Source organism: Gordonia sp. DT30 (genome assembly GCF_049844915.1).
GTDB lineage: Bacteria > Actinomycetota > Actinomycetes > Mycobacteriales > Mycobacteriaceae > Gordonia.
Genome location: NZ_JBNCLY010000022.1, coordinates 34,671 through 56,630, shown reverse-complemented (window position 1 = coordinate 56,630; position 21,960 = coordinate 34,671). Strand labels below are relative to the sequence as shown.

At 67.5% G+C, this 21,960-nt stretch carries 20 protein-coding genes; 12 read left to right on the top strand and 8 right to left on the bottom strand.

The window, feature by feature from the left end:
* Positions 1 to 96: 96 nt before the first annotated feature.
* Together ACLQ3C_RS17905 and ACLQ3C_RS17900 are read left to right on the top strand one after the other, a co-directional pair.
* A complete protein-coding gene (locus tag ACLQ3C_RS17905; protein WP_425706443.1) occupies positions 97 to 1,347 on the top strand; it encodes a cytochrome P450 in 1,251 nt (416 codons plus the stop codon).
* Positions 1,348 to 1,407: 60 nt separating this feature from the next.
* Positions 1,408 to 2,247, top strand: a complete 840-nt coding sequence (locus tag ACLQ3C_RS17900) for a glycosyltransferase (RefSeq protein WP_425706442.1) — start codon at positions 1,408 to 1,410, stop codon at positions 2,245 to 2,247.
* Between the two features lie 7 nt (positions 2,248 to 2,254).
* Here the strand turns inward: ACLQ3C_RS17900 and ACLQ3C_RS17895 are convergent, their stop codons facing one another.
* The 4 genes from ACLQ3C_RS17895 to ACLQ3C_RS17880 are packed head-to-tail and all read right to left on the bottom strand — an operon-like array spanning position 2,255 to position 7,552.
* Entirely contained in the window at positions 2,255 to 3,598 is a 1,344-nt protein-coding gene (locus ACLQ3C_RS17895) for a condensation protein (RefSeq protein ID WP_425706441.1), read from the bottom strand.
* Positions 3,595 to 5,052: a condensation domain-containing protein gene (locus tag ACLQ3C_RS17890; protein ID WP_425706440.1), complete on the bottom strand. Its 1,458-nt coding sequence runs from the start codon at positions 5,050 to 5,052 to the stop codon at positions 3,595 to 3,597. Before ACLQ3C_RS17890 ends, ACLQ3C_RS17895 begins: the two co-directional genes overlap by 4 nt.
* Positions 5,049 to 6,524, bottom strand: a complete 1,476-nt coding sequence (locus ACLQ3C_RS17885; RefSeq protein ID WP_425706439.1) for a condensation domain-containing protein — start codon at positions 6,522 to 6,524, stop codon at positions 5,049 to 5,051. Before ACLQ3C_RS17885 ends, ACLQ3C_RS17890 begins: the two co-directional genes overlap by 4 nt.
* A 53-nt stretch (positions 6,525 to 6,577) precedes the next feature.
* Positions 6,578 to 7,552: an alpha/beta hydrolase gene (locus ACLQ3C_RS17880; protein WP_425706438.1), complete on the bottom strand. Its 975-nt coding sequence runs from the start codon at positions 7,550 to 7,552 to the stop codon at positions 6,578 to 6,580.
* Between the two features lie 307 nt (positions 7,553 to 7,859).
* Between ACLQ3C_RS17880 and ACLQ3C_RS17875 the strand changes: the two genes are divergently transcribed.
* From ACLQ3C_RS17875 to ACLQ3C_RS17855, 5 genes are all read left to right on the top strand, one after another.
* The gene (locus tag ACLQ3C_RS17875; RefSeq protein WP_425706437.1) at positions 7,860 to 8,828 is read left to right on the top strand and encodes an ATP-binding cassette domain-containing protein; all 969 of its coding nucleotides are present in this window, start codon (positions 7,860 to 7,862) and stop codon (positions 8,826 to 8,828) included.
* Positions 8,825 to 9,712: an ABC transporter permease gene (locus ACLQ3C_RS17870; protein ID WP_425706436.1), complete on the top strand. Its 888-nt coding sequence runs from the start codon at positions 8,825 to 8,827 to the stop codon at positions 9,710 to 9,712. The genes ACLQ3C_RS17875 and ACLQ3C_RS17870 overlap by 4 nt, the downstream gene beginning before the upstream one ends.
* Before the next feature lie 37 nt (positions 9,713 to 9,749).
* Entirely contained in the window at positions 9,750 to 11,150 is a 1,401-nt protein-coding gene (locus ACLQ3C_RS17865) for a hypothetical protein (RefSeq protein ID WP_425706435.1), read from the top strand.
* Positions 11,147 to 12,373: a glycosyltransferase gene (locus ACLQ3C_RS17860; RefSeq protein WP_425706434.1), complete on the top strand. Its 1,227-nt coding sequence runs from the start codon at positions 11,147 to 11,149 to the stop codon at positions 12,371 to 12,373. The genes ACLQ3C_RS17865 and ACLQ3C_RS17860 overlap by 4 nt, the downstream gene beginning before the upstream one ends.
* 82 nt (positions 12,374 to 12,455) lie before the next feature.
* Positions 12,456 to 13,559: a DUF5685 family protein gene (locus tag ACLQ3C_RS17855; RefSeq protein ID WP_425706433.1), complete on the top strand. Its 1,104-nt coding sequence runs from the start codon at positions 12,456 to 12,458 to the stop codon at positions 13,557 to 13,559.
* A 23-nt stretch (positions 13,560 to 13,582) separates the two neighbouring features.
* Here the strand turns inward: ACLQ3C_RS17855 and fadD8 are convergent, their stop codons facing one another.
* Entirely contained in the window at positions 13,583 to 15,220 is a 1,638-nt protein-coding gene (fadD8, locus tag ACLQ3C_RS17850) for a fatty-acid--CoA ligase FadD8 (RefSeq protein WP_425706432.1), read from the bottom strand.
* A gap of 159 nt (positions 15,221 to 15,379) precedes the next feature.
* Here fadD8 and ACLQ3C_RS17845 point away from each other — a divergent pair, with 159 nt between their 5' ends.
* On the top strand, positions 15,380 to 16,036 hold the full coding sequence (locus ACLQ3C_RS17845) for a GNAT family N-acetyltransferase (protein WP_425706431.1): 657 nt from the start codon (positions 15,380 to 15,382) through the stop codon (positions 16,034 to 16,036).
* Between the two features lie 94 nt (positions 16,037 to 16,130).
* Here ACLQ3C_RS17845 and ACLQ3C_RS17840 read toward each other — a convergent pair whose 3' ends face one another.
* Genes ACLQ3C_RS17840 through ACLQ3C_RS17830 form a run of 3 tightly spaced genes read right to left on the bottom strand, consistent with a single transcriptional unit; the run spans position 16,131 to position 18,298 of the window.
* Positions 16,131 to 16,517 carry a hypothetical protein gene (locus ACLQ3C_RS17840; RefSeq protein WP_425706430.1) on the bottom strand — a complete coding sequence of 129 codons (387 nt, stop codon included), beginning with the start codon at positions 16,515 to 16,517 and terminating at the stop codon, positions 16,131 to 16,133.
* A gap of 37 nt (positions 16,518 to 16,554) precedes the next feature.
* On the bottom strand, positions 16,555 to 17,496 hold the full coding sequence (locus ACLQ3C_RS17835) for an SDR family oxidoreductase (RefSeq protein WP_425706429.1): 942 nt from the start codon (positions 17,494 to 17,496) through the stop codon (positions 16,555 to 16,557).
* Positions 17,477 to 18,298: an SDR family oxidoreductase gene (locus ACLQ3C_RS17830; protein WP_425706428.1), complete on the bottom strand. Its 822-nt coding sequence runs from the start codon at positions 18,296 to 18,298 to the stop codon at positions 17,477 to 17,479. The genes ACLQ3C_RS17835 and ACLQ3C_RS17830 overlap by 20 nt, the downstream gene beginning before the upstream one ends.
* 72 nt (positions 18,299 to 18,370) lie before the next feature.
* On the opposite strand from ACLQ3C_RS17830, the gene ACLQ3C_RS17825 reads away from it, so the two are divergent.
* From ACLQ3C_RS17825 to ACLQ3C_RS17810, 4 genes are read left to right on the top strand one after another with little or no spacing between them, the layout of a single operon-like run.
* Entirely contained in the window at positions 18,371 to 19,141 is a 771-nt protein-coding gene (locus ACLQ3C_RS17825; RefSeq protein WP_425706427.1) for an enoyl-CoA hydratase family protein, read from the top strand.
* Entirely contained in the window at positions 19,142 to 20,083 is a 942-nt protein-coding gene (locus tag ACLQ3C_RS17820; RefSeq protein ID WP_425706426.1) for a CoA transferase subunit A, read from the top strand. It begins immediately after the preceding gene.
* The gene (locus ACLQ3C_RS17815; protein ID WP_425706425.1) at positions 20,080 to 20,838 is read left to right on the top strand and encodes a CoA-transferase subunit beta; all 759 of its coding nucleotides are present in this window, start codon (positions 20,080 to 20,082) and stop codon (positions 20,836 to 20,838) included. The genes ACLQ3C_RS17820 and ACLQ3C_RS17815 overlap by 4 nt, the downstream gene beginning before the upstream one ends.
* Positions 20,835 to 21,944, top strand: a complete 1,110-nt coding sequence (locus ACLQ3C_RS17810; RefSeq protein ID WP_425706424.1) for an NAD(P)H-dependent flavin oxidoreductase — start codon at positions 20,835 to 20,837, stop codon at positions 21,942 to 21,944. Before ACLQ3C_RS17815 ends, ACLQ3C_RS17810 begins: the two co-directional genes overlap by 4 nt.
* The last annotated feature ends 16 nt before the right edge of the window (positions 21,945 to 21,960 follow it).

The following is a 21,960-nucleotide window of genomic DNA, read 5'->3' as shown; positions in this document are numbered from 1 at the left end:
CCATACGTGTCGGGGCGTGATGTATGGTGTGGTGACACGGCACACACGCCCGCCCTCCACATCGCTACGTCCATATCCCCATTCCGAGGAGCAAACGTGACCACCACCAAGACCTGCCCGTTCGATCCGGGTATCGACTTCACCGACCCCGACGTCCTCGAGCGCGGCCTGCCCAGTCGGGAGTTCGCCGAACTCCGGCGCACCGCTCCGGTGTGGTGGAACGCCCAGGAGCCCGGCATGGGCGGCGGATTCCACGACGGCGGATTCTGGGTGGTCTCCAAACATGCTCACGTCCGCGAGGTCTCGCGCAATCATGGGCTGTGGTCGACGAACGCCAACGGAGCGATCATCCGGCTGCCCGAGTACGTGACTGCCGATCAGATCGAGTTCACCAAGGCGCTGCTGATCAACCACGATCCGCCGTCACACACCCGCCTGCGCAAGATCATCTCCCGGATCTTCACACCGCGAGCGGTGGGTGCGCTCGAAGACACACTCGCACAGACCGCCCGCCGCGTCGTCGCGGAGGCAGCCGCCACACCGGGCGGCAACTTCGTCGACGACGTCGCCATCCACCTGCCGTTGCAGGCCATCCTCGACCTCATCGGAGTGCCCGAACCGGACCGGCCGCGCATTCACGAACTCGTCGACGCCATCATCAATTCCGACGACCCCGATCAGGCCATCGACCCGGCCACAGCCAATGCGGAACTGCTGGGATACGCGTATCAGATGGCCGAGGACCGCCGGAAGAATCCCCGAGACGACATCGTGACGACGCTGGTGCAGGCCGACATCGACGGCGAAGCACTCGACGAGATGGAGTTCGGCTTCTTCGTCATCCTGCTCATCACCGCCGGCAACGAAACCACCCGCAACGCCACCACCCACGGCATGAACGCCTTCCTCGAGCATCCCGCGCAGTGGGAGCTCTACCGGCGGGAACGGCCGCGCTCGGCGATCGACGAGATACTGCGCTGGTCCACCCCGGTCAATGCATTCCAGCGAACTGCATTGGCCGACACCGAACTCGGTGGTGTCGCCGTCTCCGCGGGGCAGCGCGTCGGGATCTTCTACGGTTCGGCGAACTACGACGAGGAGGTCTTCGACGATCCGTTCACCTTCGACATCCTGCGCGACCCCAACCCGCACCTGGCATTCGGCGGCAGCGGCGCACACTATTGCATCGGCGCCAACCTGGCCCGGCTCGAGTTGAACCTCATCTTCGATGCGATCGCCGACGTGCTGCCCGACATCTCGCTGACCGGCGAGATGCGGCGGGTGCGTTCCGGCTGGCTCAACGGCGTCAAGGACCTGCCGGTGCGCTATGGGGTATGCCCGGCCTGATCGCCCTACCCGGCCTGATCCGGGGTGGCCGGGTCCCGCCCGGATACCTAGACTCGCGACATGTCCGACGAGCACCTTTCCACCACCGATCGTTCCGAGTCCGTCGACGCCGCAGGTCCGGCCGTCGCGGTGATCGTCCCCGCATACAACGAGGAACACCTGATCGTCGACACCCTCCATGCACTGCAGGAGCAGGACTTCGATTCCCCGTTGCAACGTGCGGTACTCGGCGGTTGCCGGATCGTGGTGGTGGACAACGACAGCACTGACCGGACACCCGAATTGGTGCGTGAGTTCATCGAGTCCGGGCCCCGGTATCCGACCGAGCTGATCCACGAGAGCGACAAGGGGACCGGTTGTGCCGCCGACACCGGCGCGCGGTACTCGATCGATTCGGGCGCAACGGTCATCGCGCGCACCGATGCCGACTCGCGCCCCGCGTCGTGCTGGCTGGCGAACCTGATCGCGCCCTTGTTCGCCGGCAAGCGTCTCGTCGGCGGTCGGGTGAAAGCGCGTCCCGACGAGGGTGTTTCGCCGATTCTGTTCAATGCGGTCGGCCGGTTGTGGCGCGTCGGGCACGGAATCGAATATCTCCGTACGCTGCGCGGGCCGGCCGCCGCGCGGCGCAGTTACGCCGTCGTGGGCAACAACATGGCCATCGACGCCGAGATGTACCTCGAGTCGGGTGGCTTTCCCCGGACCCGGGTCGACGACGCCGACGAAGACGCGGTGTTACAGGCCCGGGTGCGAGCACTGGTGGGCCCCAAAGGGATCGGACTGCAGAAGGACGCGCTCGTCTACACCTCGCAGCGCCGCCGGCAGGCCTTCGGGCTCCGGGGGACCGTGGAATGGTATTCGGGCGAGCGCACCGCATCCGGTCGCGCAGCCGACATCCGCTGATCCGGGCTCAGGCGCTCGCGCCCCGGGCGCGCGACATCGCAACCCGATCCACCGTCTGCTCCAGGATCGACGCGGTATCGGCGAGCACCGCGTCCATCACCGCATCGGCGCGTGCGGTCGCCGGGTAGCGCACCCGAACGTGGATACCGCGCGCATCCCGCCACAGCCACCACTGGGCGTTGTCGGTGGCGTGGTCGCCGGAGAGTTGCCGCACCTCGACCCCATCGACGGGCTCATACCATCGCGTGTAGTCGACATAGGACACCATGAACACGTCATCGCGCTTGCGGCGCAGGCGATCACCGAAGGTCTGATAGACCGGCGTCAATCCGATCTCGGCCAGCGGTCTCGCCGTCGCCAGCCGATCGGCATTGATCTTCAGCAACTCCCGCACATCGCCTGCACATGCCACCCGCAGCGGGATGTTCTCGACCACCCATGCCACGAATCGCTCGTCCGAGGACGGCCCGGCCGGGATGATCGTCGCCATCTCCGACGGACCACCGTTGCGATGGACGGCCGCACCGATGCAGGTCAACAGCGTCGGCAGGGTACGCCCGCCGTGCCGACGCACTCCCGTACCGAGTTGGCGACTCGCCTCCCGCGACAGCAGCGTCTCGACCCGGGTGCGCATCGGCACGCGGGTGCCCGGCGCGACACCGAGATCGAGCGGGAAATCCGGTATCTGCCAATCGGTTTGCTCGAGATACCGCTGCCAGCCGGTCAGGCGTGGGTCGTCGGCGGACACATTCTGGATCACGGTGTGCCCGCGCACCGCATCCAGACCCGAATCCGCGGTTCGCAACGGCCGGTCGGCGAGGATGTCGGAGATGTCCCCGGCGAGCACGGTCAGCGACCGCGCATCGACGTATGCATGGTCGAAGGCACAGATGACCGTCGTGGAATCGGAGCGCGCCACCGCCGAGAAGAAGTGGTCGAGCGGACGTAACGGGTTGCAGACCATGGCGACTCGACCCATCACCTCATCGGTGAATGCTGTTGCACTCGTCGAGACGCCATCGGCTTCGGCGACGGCGGTAGTGGTGATGTCGGGGCCACACTCATGCCGCTCATAGTCGCCGGCGCCGACGACGAAGTGGCTGCGTAGCGCGTCGTGGCGCGCCAGCAGGATCGGGACGAGCCGGTCGAGACGGTCGCGCTCGATCGCCCTGGAGAAATCGACGACCAGGGTCAGCCATCCGTGCCGGCCCGCCCGTACCGAATCGAGGTGAAACCGCTCGTTCTCCGACACGGCGACACCGGTGGGAACGGCGTCGGCGGTGGCCCGCGGACGCCATTGGACGAAACGCCCCGGTTCCACCGAATAGTGCTCCAGGCTGGCCAGTTTCATGCCGGCAACCCGGCGATCCGGTGACTCCTCGGTGGTTCGTCGACACCGGCGGCGAAGACGCCCAGCCAGTCGGCGATCGCATCGAAATATGATTCGACGTTCGCGCGCGCGGTCGCGTTGTCGGGTATCTGCGTCTCGATCGTCAGACAGTCGGTCATCCGGCTCACCCAGAGGTTGGCGTTGCGGGTTCGTCCCACACCCGGAAAGCCGACCGTGGTGGCGACCGTGGGGTCGGCCACTCCGGGCAGCCTGCGGTGATCGAGATAGGTGACCATCTGCGGGGAGCCGTTGATCGGCGGCAGCTCACCGGATTGGGCCAGCGCACCCAAGACCGCTCCCACCGGGGCCTGCGATGCGATCCGGGCGTCGCGTACGGCGGCGGTCGCCGTGGCGATCAGCGCCCAGCAGTCGCCGTCGGGGTCGGTGTCGAAGCAGATCGGGGCGAAGTTGCAGAGCCAGCCCTGTGTTCGTTCGTGCCCCGGCATGCGCCTGGCCACCGCAGTCGTCGTGCAGAAGAGACCTTCGCCGGTCACGGCGAGCTGTGCCGATGCCAGGGCCGCGTAGACACATCCGGTGAACGTGAGATCGGTGGACGCCAGCCGTTCGTCGATCCGGGCGGCCTGTTCCGCGGTCAACAGGTCCCGGCGGGCGCGCACCGCGGCCACCGGCGCATCGTCGGCGAGTCCGAGGTCGAGCGCCGAGGTCGGTATCCCACCCTTGGCGCGCAACGCTTTTCGCCAGATGTCCACGCTCTCGTCGGCGGCGCCGACGGCGGTCGCCGAGATCGATTCGTCCCGTATGTAGTCGGCGTAGAGTCCCACCGGCGGCAGGTCGGCGTCGTCGCCATGGACCCGGGCCCGGTAGAGGGCGACGATCTCGGCGAGCGCGAGCCACATCGAGTAGCCGTCGCCGTGTACGTGATCGGTGCCGAGATAGAAGGTGAATCCGTCGGCGTCGGCCGCCGCCCCGAAGTGCATGGCGGGCACGGAGTCGTAGTCGGTGTGGGCGGCGATGCGTTGGGCGGCATGTTCGCCGATCGACTCGCCGTCCACCCGTTGCCGACCGGCACCGCCCGATCCGGTGGTGACCACCTCGATGACGTTCGCGGGCGCGACCATCCGCGTGATCCCCGACTCGTCGATCACGTAGTGCGCCCGCAATTCCTCGTGCCGGCGCAGGAATTCGGTGAGTGCCTGCGCCATCGCAGCGTCGTCGAGGCTCTCGTCGAATCGGGTGAGCGAACCGATGATCGCGCGATGTGCATCCCCGCGCCGACGCCCGGCGACCGCGGTCGCGAGATGGTCGGACTGCAGAAATGTGCCTGCCCCCGACGGCACCGACTGCTGCCGGACCTGTTCGGGTGCACGCACCGTCCATTCGACGACGTCTCCCCCGGGAAATGGTTCGCGCAGCAGCGGACTCAGCTCCCCGGTGCCCGAGAAACGGACCGTCATCGGCGCTCCGAGGCCAGCGCGCCGCGTGCGGCGACCTCTACGGAGCAATCACCTTCGGCGACCACGTTGGTCAGGATCGAGTGGAAGCGCGACAGGAAGACCTCGACCGCTCGCCCCGCGGGCCCGGCCGGATAGCGCGCGGAAATGTTGAGTCCGTCGGGGATCCGGTTGATCCAGAAGTACACCTCGTCGGCGTCCGCGGTGGCGCTGCGCAACACCCGGGCCTCGCGCGCATCCCAACGTTCGGCGCCTTCGGCGCGACGCAGATCGATGTAGGAGACCACGAAGCCCGGCGGGGTGGTGTCGCCGCCGATCAGATCGGCGATCGGTGCGAACGGCGCGGCGCCGGCATCGCGATACTCCCCGACGCTCGCGGTGACCGCCGACAAGGCCTGCGTGAACGTCGCGGCACCACCGGACCGGACGTGCATCGGGATCACGCCCACGAACCAGCCCACCGCCTCACCCCACTGCGGGCCGGTGCGGGTGTGGATAGGGCTGACGAACCGCAGGTCTGCCTCGCCGGTGAGCGCCGTGTTGGCCATCGCGAGCGCGGCGTAGATCCCGGCCGCCAGCGACCCGCCGGCGGTCTTGCAGATACCGTCGAGGAGTTTGGTTTCCGTTCCATCGAGGAGATAGCGCGACAAGCTGGCCTGGAATCCGGTGGTCGGCGGTCGCCTGGACGCCACCGTGGCCTGTTCGTCGGGCACCTCGAATCGCGGAAACGTCGGCATCGCAACGGGTTGCGCGGTGTTCGTCGACGTGTCGAAGAATCTGCGCCACAAGGCGACCGCGGAGTTGTTCGCATCGATCTGCTCGCCGAGGCAGCGCTCGGCGTCGGCGAAGTCGAGGTAGCTGCCGTAGTCGATCAGATTGTGCGGTTGCTGGGCCAGCGCCGCCTCGTACAGGGTGGTGAGCTCACGGATCGCGAACACCTGGGTGTAGGCATCCATGACGGTGTGATCGGCCGCGAACATCAGCAGAAAGCAGTCATCGCGCCCCGCCGGCTCGACGGTCACCGCCACGCAATGGGGCCACCGCAGCGGCGACACCGTCGTGTTGAAGTACTCCTGAACCGCTGCATGCGCCTGCGCGTCATCGAGGTCCTCCCCCAGGGACGTACCGCGAACCGAGATGGCTTGCGGCGGCGCGGTGATACGGGTCAGCTCGTCTTCGGGCGTGACATCGGAATCGGTCCGGACCGAGGACCGAAATGCCTCATGTCTGCGGTACCACTCCTCGATGGTCGCCGCGAGCGCGTCCCGGTCGAGAGCGTGCTCGACGAGAAACGCCGTGCCGATCCACTCGCTGTACCAGCCGGCCCCCACCAGCTGTGCGCGACGTGCATGCTCGACATGCACATAAGACAGCCGACGTGGATCGTCGCGCCAGGCGTCCTGATGGGCAACCGGCTCCCAGGCGGTGAGCGAACCACCGGGTATCCGGTAGTCGGCGAGTTCGGTGTATTCCAACGAAACCTCCCCAGATGGTTTGGTGAATGTTGATGGTCTGGTGAACGACTGATTCAGTTATCCAAACCGCGTTCGATTATCGGCCAGCTCTCACGTTGTTGATCGCGCCAATACGGCCATGAGTGTGTTCCCGGATCGACAATGTGAATGGTTGCCGGAATGCGCTCGGCGGCGAGCCTGGACTGGAGTTCCCGGGTGCACATATACGTACCGAATTCGATCCCGCCACCGATGACCTGGCGGTTGACCGGGTCCGAATTGCCCGGATAGCCGGGCGCATCGTAGGCACCCGGACGACCGGTACCGCTCGAGACATACACCGTCGTACCCCGTAGGTTACCCGCCAGCCGGAGGACATCGTGCGCGGCCCAGTCGGGATCGCCGGGAGAACCCCACATATTGTTCGCATCGCCGCCGAACGCGGCGACGATACCGCGCGGATACGCCTGTCCCGCAACGCCGGTCGTCGTGTAGCAGCCACTGTAGGACGCCACCGCCCGATAGAAACCGGGATTACGTGCGGCCAGCACCAAACCCGAACCGGCACCCATCGAGATCCCCGCGATCGCGCGCTTGCCGTTACCGTCGAACGCCTCGTCGATCAACGGGGGCAACTCCTTGATCAGGAAGGTTTCCCATTGATACCGGCCAAGTTTCGGATCGTCGCGCTGCCAGTCGGTATAGAGGCTCCCGTTACCGGCAAGTGGCATCACCACATTGACGTTCTTGTCCGCGTAGAACTGCCGGGCCGCCGTCTCGCGCAACCACATGCTGTTCTCCGGGTCCTCCTCGCCGAGTCCGCTCAGCAAGTACAGCGAACCCCGGCTGCGATCGGCGTGCGCGGGCGTGAGGACCTGGACCTTGATGGTCTTGGCCATTGCGGGCGAATACACATACACCGCGGTCAGGCCGCTCCCCTCCGACACCGTGCGCTCGATCCTCGCCTGCGCGGCCGGTTGCGCGAGGGCGCCGGCCTGCCCACTCACGACGACGGCCGCAGCTGTCGCGACGACGCTCAGCACGCCCACACATGTACGAAATCCCCACCGGAAACGGCGGCCACCCCTGCTCGACAAATTCCACTCCCCTACACGAAGACTGCGACGGTACCGACACAGAATGCCACCGACCCGCTAAAGATAACCCGGCACGACGACTTCGTCACAATTCGATTTTCCGGATGCACACATCACACTGACGGATTCGTCGGAGTGAACACCATGTTAAATCGCCGGTGAAGTAGCCGGAATCAATTACCGAAGCCGACTTCGTATCGGACTCCGGCACCGGCATCGGTAGGCTACGGGCTGACGCGGATCGAGAAAGGAGCCCGGCATGGTCGTTCTGCCATCGACAGCGATCGAGGCCGAGTCCCTGCGAAAGACGTTCGGACGGGTGGTCGCGGTCGACGACGTTTCGTTGTCCATACCGACCGGATCGGTGTGCGGGCTGCTGGGCACCAATGGTGCAGGTAAGACCACGACGGTCCGGATGCTGGCAACGCTCCTGCGCCCAGACGGCGGCCGGGCCCGGGTCTTCGGGCGTGACGTCACCACCGAGGGCACGGCGGTGCGCTCTCTGGTCGCGCTGACCGGCCAGTACGCATCGTTGGACGAGGACCTGACCGCCCAGGAGAACCTGCGGCTCTTCGCCGAATTGCGCGGCCTGCGCAAACCGCGCGCCCGCTCCCGCGCGGACGAGCTGATCGGGCAATTCGGACTCACGCATGCGGCGCGACGCCCGGTGTCGGGATACTCCGGTGGCATGCGAAGGCGGCTCGATCTGGCCTGTTCGCTGATCACTGCGCCACCGCTGCTGTTCTTGGACGAACCGACCACCGGCCTCGATCCGACGACCCGGGCGCAGGTGTGGCAGGCGGTTCGCGAACTCGTCGCCGGCGGCACGACTGTGCTGCTGACGACGCAATACCTCGACGAGGCGGACAAGCTCTCCGATTCCATCGTCGTCATCGATTCCGGGCACGTGGTCGCCGAGGGCACCGCCGACAGCCTCAAGGAACGCATCGGCAGCAAATCGCTGCACGTGCTGATCAGCGACGCCGCCCGGCTCCACGACGCATCAACGCTTCTCCGACGTTGTCTGGCCACCGAGGTCGTCGAATTGCCCACCGAGGCCAGGTTGTCGGCAACCATCACCGATCCGGCGCTCGCCGCGCGTGCCGTCGCCGAACTCGAGTCCGCCTCGATCGACATCGTCGAATTCTCGGTGCAGCGGCCGACACTCGACGACGTGTTCTTCGCCTTGACCGGTGACGCGGACCCGCGAATGCAGGACGCGTCATGAGTGACGGCCGCACAACCGAACTCGCCGGCCACTTGTACCCGGAGGTCCGCGACACAGGCGGGCTCGAGTCAGGTGGGATCGGGTCAGGAGGGATCGAATGGCCGATCACCCCGACCGATCGGATCCCGCCCGGGGTGACGCTGCGGCAGATCGGCGCGTTGACGCGGCGTGGCCTGCTCCGGATGCGGCATTCTCCGCAAGGACTGATCGACGTCATCGTGGTGCCGATCGTGTTCACGGTGTTGTTCGCGAACATCTTCGGTGGCGCGGTGGCCGGTGGGGTCGGAAACTACTTGCAGCTGTTGGTTCCCGGCGTGCTCGTGTCGGTCTCGGTGACCACCTCCATCGTCACCGGCACCCAGCTGCGCGAGGACATCGACAGCGGGGTGTTCGACCGGATCGTGTCGATGCCCATCGCGCGCATCGCACCACTGGCCGGACTGCTGATCGCCGATACCTTGCGCTACGTCATCGCGACGACGGTCTCGTTGGTCGTCGGCCTGGCGATCGGGTATCGGCCGACCAGCCCGCTCGGCGTCATCCTCGGGATGATCTTGGTCGTGTTCTCGGCGTTCTCGTTGAGTTGGATCTTCGCCCTGATGGGTGTGTTGCTCAACAAGGTCTCGGCGATTCAGGGCATATCCATGCTGATCCTGATGCCGATGACGTTCACGTCCAACGCATTTGTACCGACCTCGACGATGCCGGGGTGGCTTCGGGTGATCGCCGACATCAATCCGATCTCCCATCTCATCTCGTCGTTTCGTGCGCTGGCCAACCACGGGCAGTTCACGGCCGACGTGGGCTGGACCCTGCTGGGAAGTTGCGCGATCCTGGCCATCTTCGCCCCGCTGACCCTGCGCGCATATCTCGCACGTCTCTGACCTGACGATTCCGGAGCACCCGGTAGGGAGACCGATCATGCCTGTCCCGGCCGCACACCACACCGCCGCACGCGGCACCTCCGAACATGCTGCCGCGCAACAACACAGGCCCGAACGACTGACCACCGACGACGACCTGTTCGTGCGGATGGAACACGCTCTCGGTGTCGGTGTCATCAATCAGGCGGTGTGGCGGCTCGATGGCCGGCTCAGTGCCGAGAACTTTGCCGGCCTCGCCGATCGCCTGCGTCAGGGCCGCTTGTCCCGGGTGGTGCGGCGACGGCCCGCACCGTGCCGCGACACCTGGCACTACACCGAGGCGGCCGGCACCGATGTGTTCGAGTCCGCGCCGGTCGGCGAGGGTGCCGCGACCGCCTGGGCACAACACCAGGCAGATCGCGGCGTCGACAGTGTGCGCGGACCGGCGTGGCGCCTGAGCGCCGCCTACTCCGCCGACGGGCGGGCAACCTATGTGTCGCTGATCGTGGCGCATGCCGTCGGCGATGGCTGGTCGGTGGTGACCGCCGTCGAAGAAGCCGTCCGCGGAACCGAATTCGACACCCGCATCGACCGGTCCCGGTGGATCGACGACATCGCCGACGGCATGCGGACCGCGACCGCGGCGGCTCTCGCCGCGGCGCGACTGACGGTGGCTGCACTGCGGAGTCGCCGGGATGGCCGCACCGCCGCGCCGACGACTGCCACCGGCGATCCGGTGCAGACCACCGGCGCCGACACCGCCACCGCCGCGTCCGCGGACCAGACACCCAGCGTGCTCCTCACCATTGCCGCCGACGAATTCATCGCAGTCGCCGACCGGACGAACGGCACCCCGAACGCCTTGTTCGTCGGCATCATGGTCGGCCTGCTCGAACGCGCCGGACTGGTCTCGCCGGGTGACGTCGTGCCGGTGTCGCTTCCGGTGTCGATGCATCCGGACGGCGACCGAAAGGCCAACGCCACCACCGGAACCAGTGCGGCCATCGAGATCTCCGACGGGCGGTACCTCGACCTCACACCGATCCGGGCGGCCTGCAGGTCCGCCTATGGCGGCGTCGCCGACCGCACGTCGACGCTGGGACACCTGTCGATCGTCGCCCAGGCGCTCGGCGACGGGCTGGTACGCCGGCTGGCCGCCAACCAGTCGACCCCGCTGTGTCTGGCATCCAATCTCGGGCAGTTGTCGGCGGACTTCACCGGCCTGGGCAGTGGTGTCGACGCCACGGTGGCGGTGCGCGCGGTCACCGACTCGTCGCCGGCCGAGCTGGCCTCGTTGGGCGGCGGGATCAGCGGCTGGTTCTGCCTCGGTCCGGAGACGGCCGGTCTTGCGGTGACCTCGCTCGACCCGGGCCGCATCCCCGACCAGCAGTCGCTGTCCACACTCATCCGGGATGAGCTGAAGAATTGGAGGCTCAACGGAAGGAGTTGGGGCGCATGAAGATCGCTTTCGCTCTTCATGGCAGCCGCGGGGACGTGCAACCGGCGGTGGCGGTCGCCGCCAAGCTGGTGCGCCGCGGTCACCGGGTCCGCCTGGCCGTTGCCGAGGACCTCGTCGAACCGATCGCGCGGACCGGGATCGCGACGTCGGCGCTGTGCCCCTCGACTGCCGATCTGTTGAGGAGTCCACTGATCCGGGAAGATCTCAAATCGAAGAATCCCCGGGTACGGCTACATGCATTGCGCGAGGTCGGCGCCTACGGGGCCGGCGAGTCGGAACGGGTGATGGGCGAGTTGGCCGACGACTCCGATGTTCTCGCCACCGGCCTCCTCGCCCAGGATCGTGCCGCGTCCATTGCCGAGAGCCGCCGGATCGCCTTCGTCCCTCTGCACTATTGCCCCATCCGCCCGTCACGCTCGGTATCGCCGCTCTACCACTCTCTGCCGCCGACGGTTTCACTGACGACGTGGACGCTTGCCGACCGCCTGATGTGGCTGTCCACCCGCGGCACCGATGGCGCGCTACGCGCACGTCTCGGGTTGCCGACCGACCGGCGGACCCTGCGCAGGCGATTGCGGGCCGCCGGGGTTCCCGAGATCCAGGCCTACGATGGATCACTGTTCCCCGGTCTGGCCCGCGAGTGGGGACCGCGGCGCCCGGTGATCGGATTCCTGGTGCCGGACAAGGAGACCCGGTCGGCCATCAACTGCGGCACCGGACGCACCGACGAGGTCGTCGCCTTTGCCGACGCGGGGCCGGCCCCGGTGTACGTCGGCTTCGGCAGCATGCGAACCCCTGATGAGCGAATCGAATTCATCGTCGGCGACCTGCTGAGCCGTGGCCTACGGGTGATCGCGCACACCGACACCGAGCTCGCCGACCACCCCCGGCTATTGCGTGTCGCGGGAATGGTCGATCACGAGGAGTTGCTCAGACATTGCCGGGGCGCAGTACATCACGGCGGCGCCGGCACGACCGGCGCGGCGCTGCGCGCCGGAATCCCGTCGGTGGTCGGCTGGTTCAGCGCCGACCAGCCGATGTGGGCGGCCACGGTGCACCGCTGGGGATCCGGCGTCGGCACTCGATTGTCACGTTTGAGTGCCGCGCACCTCTCGGTACTGACCGAACAGCGTGCTCGGGCGGCGGCGCAGCGTCTCTCGGCAAAACTCACCGCGCCGGAAGCCGCCGTGGACACCGCCTGCGACATCATCACCGCGCGGTGACCGCCCGCCTCGGGTCGGGCACCTGATCGACGTCGGCCGGGTGTGATTGGAATCCGGTCCGTTGCGATGTTTGGATGACGGAATGTTCGGAGTCCTCTCGCCATGTCGCCATCGGCTCGGTGACGAACTCACCGCCCAGTGGCGTGCGCATATGTGCGGGCTGTGCCTGGCGTTGCGCGACGGCCACGGCCACCTGGCCCGGCTGACCACCAACACCGATGCGGTGATGATCTCGATCCTGACCGAGGCGCAACGCGGCATCGAGGCATCCACCACCCGAGCGGGCCGGTGCCCGCTGCGTGGGATGCGCCCGGCCACCGTGGTGGCTGCGGCCGACCCGGGCATCCGCCTGGCCGCCACCGCCTCGCTCACGCTCGCCGCGGCCAAGGCCGGCGACGTCGGCGCCGAGCAACAGCTCGGACTGGCACCACCGTCCCGGATTGCCACGCTGGCTGCGCGCGCGGCGTCGCCGCGGCTGCGTCGATCGGCCGCCGCCGACGGGGGCCCAGACGTCGACACCATCCTCGCCACCCTGGACCGGCAGTGCGAGATCGAGTGCACCACAACCTGTCTCGACGAGCTCACCGGGCCCACCGCGCGGGCATGCGCCGAGGTGTTCGCGGCGACCGCCGATGCCGCCGACGTGCCGGCGAACCGCGCGGACCTCACCACCATGGGATCTGACTTCGGCCGGATCGCGCATCTGCTCGACGCTGTCGACGACTACCATTCCGACGCGCTGGCCGGCGCGTTCAATCCGTTGCGTGCCAGCGGTACCGACGTCGATTCGGCACTATCCGACTGCCGTCGCCTCGTCACTGCGATCGGCACCCGGTACACCCGTTTGCATCTCGGTGACGACCGACTGCTGCGGGCGGTGCTGCTCGACGGGTTGCGGCACGCGATCGCGCAACGGACGCATGCCCGGACGCAGTGGCCCCCGTACCGTCCACCGGAGTATCCGCAGTCCTGGCCCTATCCCCCGCCATTCCCGCCGAACCGCGGATTCGCCGACCGGATCGGACCGTTTCTGGCCTCCGCATGTATGGGAAAGGCATGCTGCGCCGATCATTGGAACCATTGCAGCGACAAGTTCAAGGAGCCGTGCTGCGATGGCAGCGATTGTTGCGACTGCGAATGCGGCGATTGCTGCGACTGCTGCGACTGCTGCGGTTGCGACTGCTGAACGGATCGCCGGCGGTTGCGGACTCAGCCCACCGAGCGCCCGGCAGATTCCCAGAACTGCGCGCGCAGCGCCTTCTTGTCGGGCTTGCCCAGACCGGTCAGCGGCAGTGACTCGGCGAAGATCACCTGCTTGGGGGACTGCACCGCACCCTTGCGGCTCTTGACCGCGTCCTGGATCTCGCCGGTGATCGTCGCCTTGGCGTCGTCGTCGGCGCCGGCGTCGGCACGCAGCACGACGACGGCGGTGACCGCCTCCCCCCACTTCGGGTCGGGCACTCCGATCACGCCGACCTGCGCAACCGAGGGGTGTTCGGCGACAACATCTTCCACCTCACGCGGAAAGACGTTGAAGCCGCCGGTGACGATCATGTCCTTGGTGCGGTCGACGATGTAGTAGAACCCGTCTTCGTCCTCGCGCGCGATGTCGCCGGTTCGCAGCCAGCCGTCGCGGAAGGTCTCGGCGGTCTGCTCCGGCAGCCCCCAATAGCCGCCCGCGAGAAGCGGTCCGGCGACGCAGATCTCACCGGGCTCGCCTTGCGCGACCGGCGTGTCGTCGGGTCCGAGCAGCGCGGTCCGCAGAAACGCCGAAGGGCGGCCACAACTGGAGAGACGACGCGGGTCGTCACCCGGCTGCGGGTGATCGTGCTTGCCGAGATAGCTGATCACCATCGGCGCCTCGGACTGCCCGTAGTACTGCGCGAAGATCGGCCCGAATCGTTCGATGGCCTCGGCGAGCCGGACCGGATTGATCGGTGACGCACCGTAATACACGGTTTGCAGCGATGACAGGTCGCGCGTCCCCGAGTCCGGATGGTCGAGGAGCGCATACAGCATCGAGGGCACCAGCATCGTCGCGCTGATGTTCTTCTCCTCGATGGTCGCGAGCACCTGCGCCGGATCGAACTTTCCGAGCACGATCATGGTGCCCCCCTTCATGAGGGTGGGCACGAAGAAGGCCGCACCCGCATGCGAGAGCGGGGTGCACATCAGAAACCGCGGACGCTCCGGCCACTCCCACTCCGAGAGTTGGATCTGCGTCATCGTCGCCATCGCCTGCGCGGTTCCGATGACGCCCTTGGGTTTTCCGGTGGTGCCACCGGTATAGGTGATCGAGACGACGTGATCGGGTGGCAGCGGCGCGGCGGCCAGTTGCACCGGCGCGAAGGTGTCGGCCTCGGCGATGACATCGCGGCCGTAGGCCGATAGTTCCGCCGGTACGGGCCCGAGGGTGAGGACCTGCTTGAGACTGTCCACGCGCTCGATGAGGCCCACCGCACGCTCGACGAACATCGGTATCGGGTCGATCACCAAGGTGGTCACCCCGGCGTCGGCGAGGACGTAGGCGTGGTCGTCGAGTGAACCGAGCGGATGCAGGGCGGTGCGGCGCCAGCCCTGGGTCTGCCCGGCGCCGATCACCAGCAGCACCTCCGGTCGATTGAGTGCAAGCAACCCGACCGCGGTCCCCGCTCCCGCGCCAAGCGAATCGAACGCCTGCACATAGCGGCTGACCGCATCGGCCATCTGGCCGCCGGTCAGTTCGGCGTCGCCGATCTCGAGCACCTTGTGGTTGCGGTGCCGTCGCAGAGCCGCGACCATGAGATCGCCGAGGTGTACCCCGCTGCGCAGGGGGTCATATTCGGTCTCAGAGTTGTCCACAGTCATGGCAACAGACTAGAACGTGTTACAGAACTGCGAAAGGGCGCTTCCCATAACTCGTGGTTGACGTGCCATTACGATGCCCCATCGGGCGATCACCGAAACTCGAACGTGTTTCACACACGAACCCTATTGCTCCGCCCGAACGAGAACTAGGATCGGACCATGACTGATCTGGACCAAGCGACCACTCGCCGCGACATCACCGACGCGTTGCTGACCGCGCTGCAGCGGCGCCACGAGGTCCTCGACACCATCGTCGACGCCGACAACCACGACGACGCGGTCTCGGCGATCGCCGAGCTCCTCGGCAAATCCCGGCTCGGCGCCGAGGCCGTACTCGACATGAAGCTCGATCAACTCACCAAGGACGAGCGGCGCCGCAATCAGGCCGAACTCGACGACCTGAACTCGGCACTGACCTTCACGCTCGCCGAGCGCCCCGCCAGCAGTGGCGACACGCTTGATCTGCGGCCGTTCTCCCGCGAGGACGATGCCGACCTGTTTTCCGTCCGCACCGCCGAACTCGGGGTCGCAGGCGACGGTTCGGGCGCACCGGCCGGCGATCTCGACGAAGAACTACGCAAGGCCATCGCCCGCGTCGACGACGAGGAAGCCGTATGGTTCGTCGCCATCGAAGGAGATGCCAAGGTGGGCTTCGTGTTCGGCGAACAGAATTCCGGCGAGGTGGACGTCCGGATCTGGATTCATCCGGAGTACCGCAAGCGCGGATATGGCACCGCGGCCCTGCGCAAGTCACGCACGGAGATCGCCGCGTACTTTCCCGGTGTACCGATGGTGGTGCGCGCGCCGGGCGCCTGAGATCTGCTCGACTCGACTGAATTCAACCAACACGGCCCGCCTTAATTCAACCGACACGGCCCGCCTTGATTCAACCGACACGGCCCGCCTTGATTCAACCGACACGTCGGGGCGGCCCGAACCGGGCCACGATCGCCCGGATGCGGTTGTCCTCGTCGATGACGAAAGTCTCCGACACGGGCGCGGCCAGCTTCAGCGTCTTGGGCCGCACGTGCACGAGGTAGCGCGTGGACACGCTGTGCCCGTCGACCGTCGCCTCGAAGCCGCTGACCCGGTAGATCAGCCGGAATTGCGGCCCACGCTCGAGGCTGCGCGCGATATGCGGGCCGTTGCGGCCGGTCTTGACGCCCAATTCGACACGCGTGCAGTCGGGATGCAGCGACACTGCGCTCGCATCGTGGCTCACCAGCGCGTCGACATAGGCCTTCGCGGCGGCCACCCGGCCGCCCGCCACGGAATCGGACTCCACGGAATCGGTCATGGCACTCCCCCAGGCTTTGATGTACGAGATCGTGGGCTCAGCGCGCGCCGTACACCGGCATCGGAACCGGCGCCTTGGCGATGATCTCGGCGATCACCGGACCGAGCTCGGACGGTTCCCAGCGCTCACCCTTGTCACGCTCGACGCTACGCTGCCAGCCGTCGGCGATCGAGATCTTGCCGCCCTCGACCTCGAAGACCCGCCCGGTGACCTCGACCGACTCCGGCGAGGCCAGCCACAGCACCAGCGGCGAGACGTTGGCCGGATCCATCACGTCGAACGAGCCATCGTCGGGGGCGGCCATCTGCGCGGCCATCGCCTCGCCGGCGCCGAGTGTCATCTGGGTGCGGGCGGCCGGCGCGATCGCGTTGACGGTCACGCCGTAGCCGGCCATCTCGGCGGCCGCCTGCCCGGTGAGCGCGGCGATCCCGGCCTTCGCGGCGACGTAATTGCCTTGTCCCACCGAACCATAGAGGCCGGCGCCGGATGCGGTGTTGACGACGCGCGCCGCGCGCGGCGCACCGGCCTTGGCCTGCGCACGCCAGTACGCGGCGGCATGCCGCAGCATGACGAAGTGGCCCTTCAGGTGCACCCGGATCACGGCGTCCCACTCGTCCTCGGACATCGAGACCAGCATGCGGTCGCGGACGAATCCGGCGTTGTTGACCAGGATGTCGAGCGCCCCGAACTCCTCGATCGCCGCGGCGACGATGCCCTCGGCGCTCGCCCAGTCGGCGACGTCGCCGGATACGGCGACCGCGGTACCGCCGGCCGCCCGGATCTCTTCGGCGACCGCCTCGGCGGCGTCCGGGACGAAATCGTTGACCGCCACCTTGGCGCCGTCGGCGGCGAAGGCCAGGGCGTGTGCCCGGCCGATGCCCTGCCCGGCTCCGGTCACCACGACCACCCGGCCGGCGTTGGACGCGTTGTCTCCCACTGTTGTTGCTCCTTCTACGAATTCAGATGTCGTTGCCGGCATTGGCCGCATCCAAAAAGGCCGGTTTCTCGCCGCCTCCGTCGACCGTCAGCGTGGCGCCGGTGATGTATGCGGCCAGCGGTGACAACAGGAATGCCACCGCGGACCCGATGTCGGCGGGCCGTGCCATCCGGCCCATCGGGATGGTCGCGCCGACCGCGGCCACGCCGGCGTCGTCGCCGTAGTGCAGGTGTGCCTGCTCGGTCTCGACGGGTCCGGCGACGACGGAGTTGACGCGAACCTGCGGCGCCCACTCGACGGCGAGCGAGGCGGTCAGGTTGTCGAGTCCGGCCTTGGCCGCTCCGTAGGCCGAGGTGCCCGGTGACGCGCGGTGCCCGCTGACGCTGGAGACGTTCACGATCGCCCCGCCGGATTCCTGATCGCGCATGATCGCGTGTGCGGCGCGGGCCACGATCAGCGGGGCGAGCAGGTTGAGTTCGACGATCTTGCTCGTGAAGCGCGACGAGGCGTCGGCGGCGAGTGCAAACGGAGACCCACCGGCGTTGTTGACGACGCCGTCGATGCGGCCGTGGGTGTCGACGATGCGCTCCAGGGTCGCGGTCACGGCTTCCTCGTTGCGCACGTCACACGGGAGAAATGTTGCTGCCGTGATCGTTTCGATCCCATCTCCGGAATGTCGCGCGCACGCGACCGGGATGGCACCGAGGTCGGCGAGCGTCCGCACGATGCCGAGTCCGATGCCGCGTGCGCCACCGGTCACCAGCACGACCCGCCCGGCCAGCCCGAGGTCGAACCCGCTCGGGAGGCCGGCAGGCCGCTCGGGGACCTGCGCCGTCGTCGTCATGGGTGCTACTCTACCAAACAACCAAGCAATTGCTTGGTTGGTTCATTGGACGCCTTGCCGAGAGGAGCACGCGTGCCGATCACCACTTCCCGCACCGACGCCGGGGTCGTCACCGTCACCGTCGACTACCCGCCGGTGAACGCACTGCCGTCGGCGGCATGGTTCGAACTCGCCGACACCATCACCGCCGCCGGGGCCGATCCGGCGACACATGTGGTGGTGCTGCGCGCGCAGGGGCGCGGGTTCAACGCCGGCGTCGACATCAAAGAGATGCAGGCGAGCGAAGGATTCGACGCGCTGATCGCCGCCAACCACGGGTGTGCCGCCGCCTTCGGCGCGGTCTACGACTGTGCGGTACCGGTGGTCGTCGCCGTCAACGGATTCTGTGTCGGCGGCGGGATCGGCCTGGTCGGCAACGCCGATGTGATCGTCGCCGCCGAGGGCGCGGTCTTCGGCCTGCCGGAGGTGGACCGCGGAGCTCTCGGTGCGGCAACGCATCTCGCGCGGCTGGTCCCCCAGCACATGATGCGCACGCTGTACTACACGGCGCAGAACGTGACCGCAGAACAGTTGCTGCACTTCGGATCCGTGTACCGCGTGGTGCCGGGCGACGAGCTCGACGCCGCCGCCGCCGAGGTCGCCGAACAGATCGCCGCCAAGGACACCCGGGTGATCCGGGCCGCGAAGGCCGCGATCAACCACATCGACCCCGTCGACGTGAAGACCAGCTATCGCCTCGAACAGGGCTACACCTTCGAGCTGAACCTGGCCGGGGTGGCCGACGAACACCGGGACGCTTTTGTCGCCACCGGAAAAGCACTCAACACAGGGGGACGCGCCTAGATGACCGCAACAGTGAATCCCGTTGCACCCAAGGACAAGACCAGCACGCTCGACGATGTGATCGGCGAGCTCGCCGACGGGATGACGATCGGCATCGGCGGCTGGGGGTCGCGACGCAAGCCGATGGCCCTGGTGCGCGCGCTGGCCCGCTCGTCGGTCACCGATCTGACCGTCGTCACCTATGGTGGGCCGGATCTCGGATTGCTCTGCGCCGCAGGCAAGGTACGCCGCGCCTACTACGGATTCGTGTCGCTGGATTCCGCACCGTTCTACGATCCGTGGTTCGCCCACGCCCGCACCACCGGAACCATCGAGGCGCGCGAGATGGACGAGGGCATGATCCGGTGCGGGTTGCAGGCCGCCGCGTCCCGACTGCCCTTCCTCCCGATCCGCGCGGGACTCGGCTCAGACGTGCCGACCTTCTGGGACGGCGAACTGGCGACCGTCGACTCACCGTATCCGGACGCCGACGGGCGCCGTCAGACCCTGATCGCCATGCCCGCATTGCGACTCGACGCCGCCTTCGTCCACCTGGACCTGGCCGATGCGCGCGGCAACGCCGCCTACACCGGCGTCGACCCGTACATGGACGACCTGTTCTGCGCGGCCGCACAACGCCGGTTCGTGGAGACCGACCAGCTCGTCTCGACCGAGGTCCTCGTGAAATCCGTTCCCACCCAACGGTTGCTGCTCAACCGGATGAACGTCGACCGGGTGGTACACACCCCCGGCGGCGCGCACTTCACCTTCGCCGGCGACGCAGGTGCCGGCGAGGAAGGCCGCGGCTATCCGCGTGACGAGGCATTCCAGCGGTTCTATGTGGAATCGGCCAAGGACCCCGACGCGTGGGCCGCCTTCCGGGCCCGGTTCCTCGAGGTCGACGAGCCGACGTACCAGCGCGAGGTCACCACCTGGCGCGCCGAGCAGGAGGACGCCGAATGACCACCGCGACAACCGAGATCACCCGGGCCGAACACTGCGTGATCGCGTGTGCCGAGATCTTCCGCGGCGCAGGCGAGATCATGGCGTCGCCGATGGCGCCGATCCCGCTGCTGGGCGCCCGGCTGGCGCGACTGACGTTCGAACCGGATCTGTTGATCACCGACGGTGAGGCGCTGATCCTCGCCGACACGCCGCCGATCGGACGGACCGGTCCCATCGAGGGGTGGATGCCGTTCTCCAAGGTGTTCGACGTCGTCGCGTCCGGACGGCGGCATGTGGTCATGGGCGCCAACCAGATCGACCGATTCGGCAACCAGAATCTGTCGGCATTCGGCCCGTTGCAGCAGCCGACGCGGCAGATGTTCGGGGTCCGGGGTGCACCCGGCAACACGATCAATCACCCGACGAGCTATTGGGTGGCACGGCATTCGGCCCGCGTGTTCGGCGAGACGGTCGACATCGTGTCCGGAATCGGCTTCGACAAGGTCGATCCCGGCAACCCGGCCTTCGACGACGTCGACATCCATCGGGTCGTCACCAATCTCGGTGCCTTCGACTTCGGCGGCCCCGACCACACCATGCGCGCACTGTCGCTGCATCCGGGTGTCGATGCTCGCGAGGTCGCAGACAACACGTCGTTCGAGGTCGCCGGACTCGACACCGCACCGCAGACGCGGGCGCCGTCGGATGCCGAGCTGGAGCTGATCCGGGATGTGCTCGATCCCAAGGGTGTTCGGAACCGGGAGGTCAGGTGAACGACACCGCCGGTCAACCGTCGCCGGCCCGCGCGGCCGCGCTGCCGACGCGCTTCACCGAACTCGTCGGCATCGAGTACCCGATCGTGCAGACCGGGATGGGCTGGGTGTCCGGGCCGTCGTTGACCGCCGCCACGTCCAATGCCGGCGGTCTGGGCATCCTCGCATCGGCGACGATGACCTACGACGAACTCGTCGCGGCGATCGCGAAGACGAAGTCGTTGACCGACAAGCCCTTCGGGGTCAACATCCGCGCCGACGCCACCGACGCGCCGCAGCGCATCGACCTGTTGATCCGGGAGCAGGTGAAGGTCGCGTCGTTCGCGCTCGCCCCCAAGCAGGATCTGATCGCCAAGCTCAAGGACCACGGCGTGGTGGTCGTCCCGTCGATCGGCGCGGCCAAACATGCGGTCAAGGTGGCGTCCTGGGGTGCCGACGCGGTGATCGTGCAGGGCGGCGAGGGGGGCGGCCACACCGGCCCGGTGGCGACCACCTTGCTGTTGCCTTCGGTATTGGACGGACTGTCCGACAACGGCTTCGACATGCCGGTGGTGGCGGCCGGCGGATTCTTCGACGGCCGTGGGCTCGCCGCCGCACTGGCCTACGGAGCCGCGGGCGTCGCGATGGGCACCCGATTCCTCCTCACCTCCGACTCTGCGGTACCCGACTCGGTGAAGCAGCAGTACCTCGGGCGTGGCCTGACCGACACTGTGGTGTCCCGCAAGGTCGACGGGATGCCGCATCGTGTGCTGCGCACCCCGCTGATCGAGGCGCTCGAAAGCGGTAATGCGGTGACGGCTCTGGTCGCCGCCGCCCGAAACGCCAACGAGTTCAAGCAGCTGACCGGGATGCGCTGGACCGCGATGCTGCGCGACGGACGGGCGATGCGCCGCTCGGGTGAGCGCACCTGGCAGCAGATCATCATGGCAGGCAACACCCCGATGTTGTTGCGCGCCGGTCTCGTCGAGGGCAACACCGATGCCGGCGTACTGGCCTCCGGGCAGGTGGTCGGCATGATCGAGGACCTGCCCAGCTGCAACGATCTGGTCCAGACGATCATGTCCCAGGCACACGAACGGCTCAAGGCGCTGGGCGCGCTGGGCTGACTTTCCCTTCCGGACA

Excerpts from the sequence above, each read along its gene's own strand:
- ACLQ3C_RS17900 (WP_425706442.1), top strand. The coding sequence starts at position 1,408 with ATGTCCGACGAGCACCTTTCCACCACCGATCGTTCCGAGTCCGTCGAC.
- ACLQ3C_RS17895 (WP_425706441.1), bottom strand. The coding sequence starts at position 3,598 with ATGAAACTGGCCAGCCTGGAGCACTATTCGGTGGAACCGGGGCGTTTC.
- ACLQ3C_RS17890 (WP_425706440.1), bottom strand. The coding sequence starts at position 5,052 with ATGACGGTCCGTTTCTCGGGCACCGGGGAGCTGAGTCCGCTGCTGCGC.
- ACLQ3C_RS17875 (WP_425706437.1), top strand. The coding sequence starts at position 7,860 with ATGGTCGTTCTGCCATCGACAGCGATCGAGGCCGAGTCCCTGCGAAAG.
- ACLQ3C_RS17870 (WP_425706436.1), top strand. The coding sequence starts at position 8,825 with ATGAGTGACGGCCGCACAACCGAACTCGCCGGCCACTTGTACCCGGAG.
- ACLQ3C_RS17865 (WP_425706435.1), top strand. The coding sequence starts at position 9,750 with ATGCCTGTCCCGGCCGCACACCACACCGCCGCACGCGGCACCTCCGAA.
- ACLQ3C_RS17860 (WP_425706434.1), top strand. The coding sequence starts at position 11,147 with ATGAAGATCGCTTTCGCTCTTCATGGCAGCCGCGGGGACGTGCAACCG.
- ACLQ3C_RS17855 (WP_425706433.1), top strand. The coding sequence starts at position 12,456 with ATGTTCGGAGTCCTCTCGCCATGTCGCCATCGGCTCGGTGACGAACTC.
- fadD8 (WP_425706432.1), bottom strand. The coding sequence starts at position 15,220 with ATGACTGTGGACAACTCTGAGACCGAATATGACCCCCTGCGCAGCGGG.
- ACLQ3C_RS17845 (WP_425706431.1), top strand. The coding sequence starts at position 15,380 with ATGACTGATCTGGACCAAGCGACCACTCGCCGCGACATCACCGACGCG.
- ACLQ3C_RS17840 (WP_425706430.1), bottom strand. The coding sequence starts at position 16,517 with ATGACCGATTCCGTGGAGTCCGATTCCGTGGCGGGCGGCCGGGTGGCC.
- ACLQ3C_RS17835 (WP_425706429.1), bottom strand. The coding sequence starts at position 17,496 with ATGCCGGCAACGACATCTGAATTCGTAGAAGGAGCAACAACAGTGGGA.
- ACLQ3C_RS17830 (WP_425706428.1), bottom strand. The coding sequence starts at position 18,298 with ATGACGACGACGGCGCAGGTCCCCGAGCGGCCTGCCGGCCTCCCGAGC.
- ACLQ3C_RS17820 (WP_425706426.1), top strand. The coding sequence starts at position 19,142 with ATGACCGCAACAGTGAATCCCGTTGCACCCAAGGACAAGACCAGCACG.
- ACLQ3C_RS17815 (WP_425706425.1), top strand. The coding sequence starts at position 20,080 with ATGACCACCGCGACAACCGAGATCACCCGGGCCGAACACTGCGTGATC.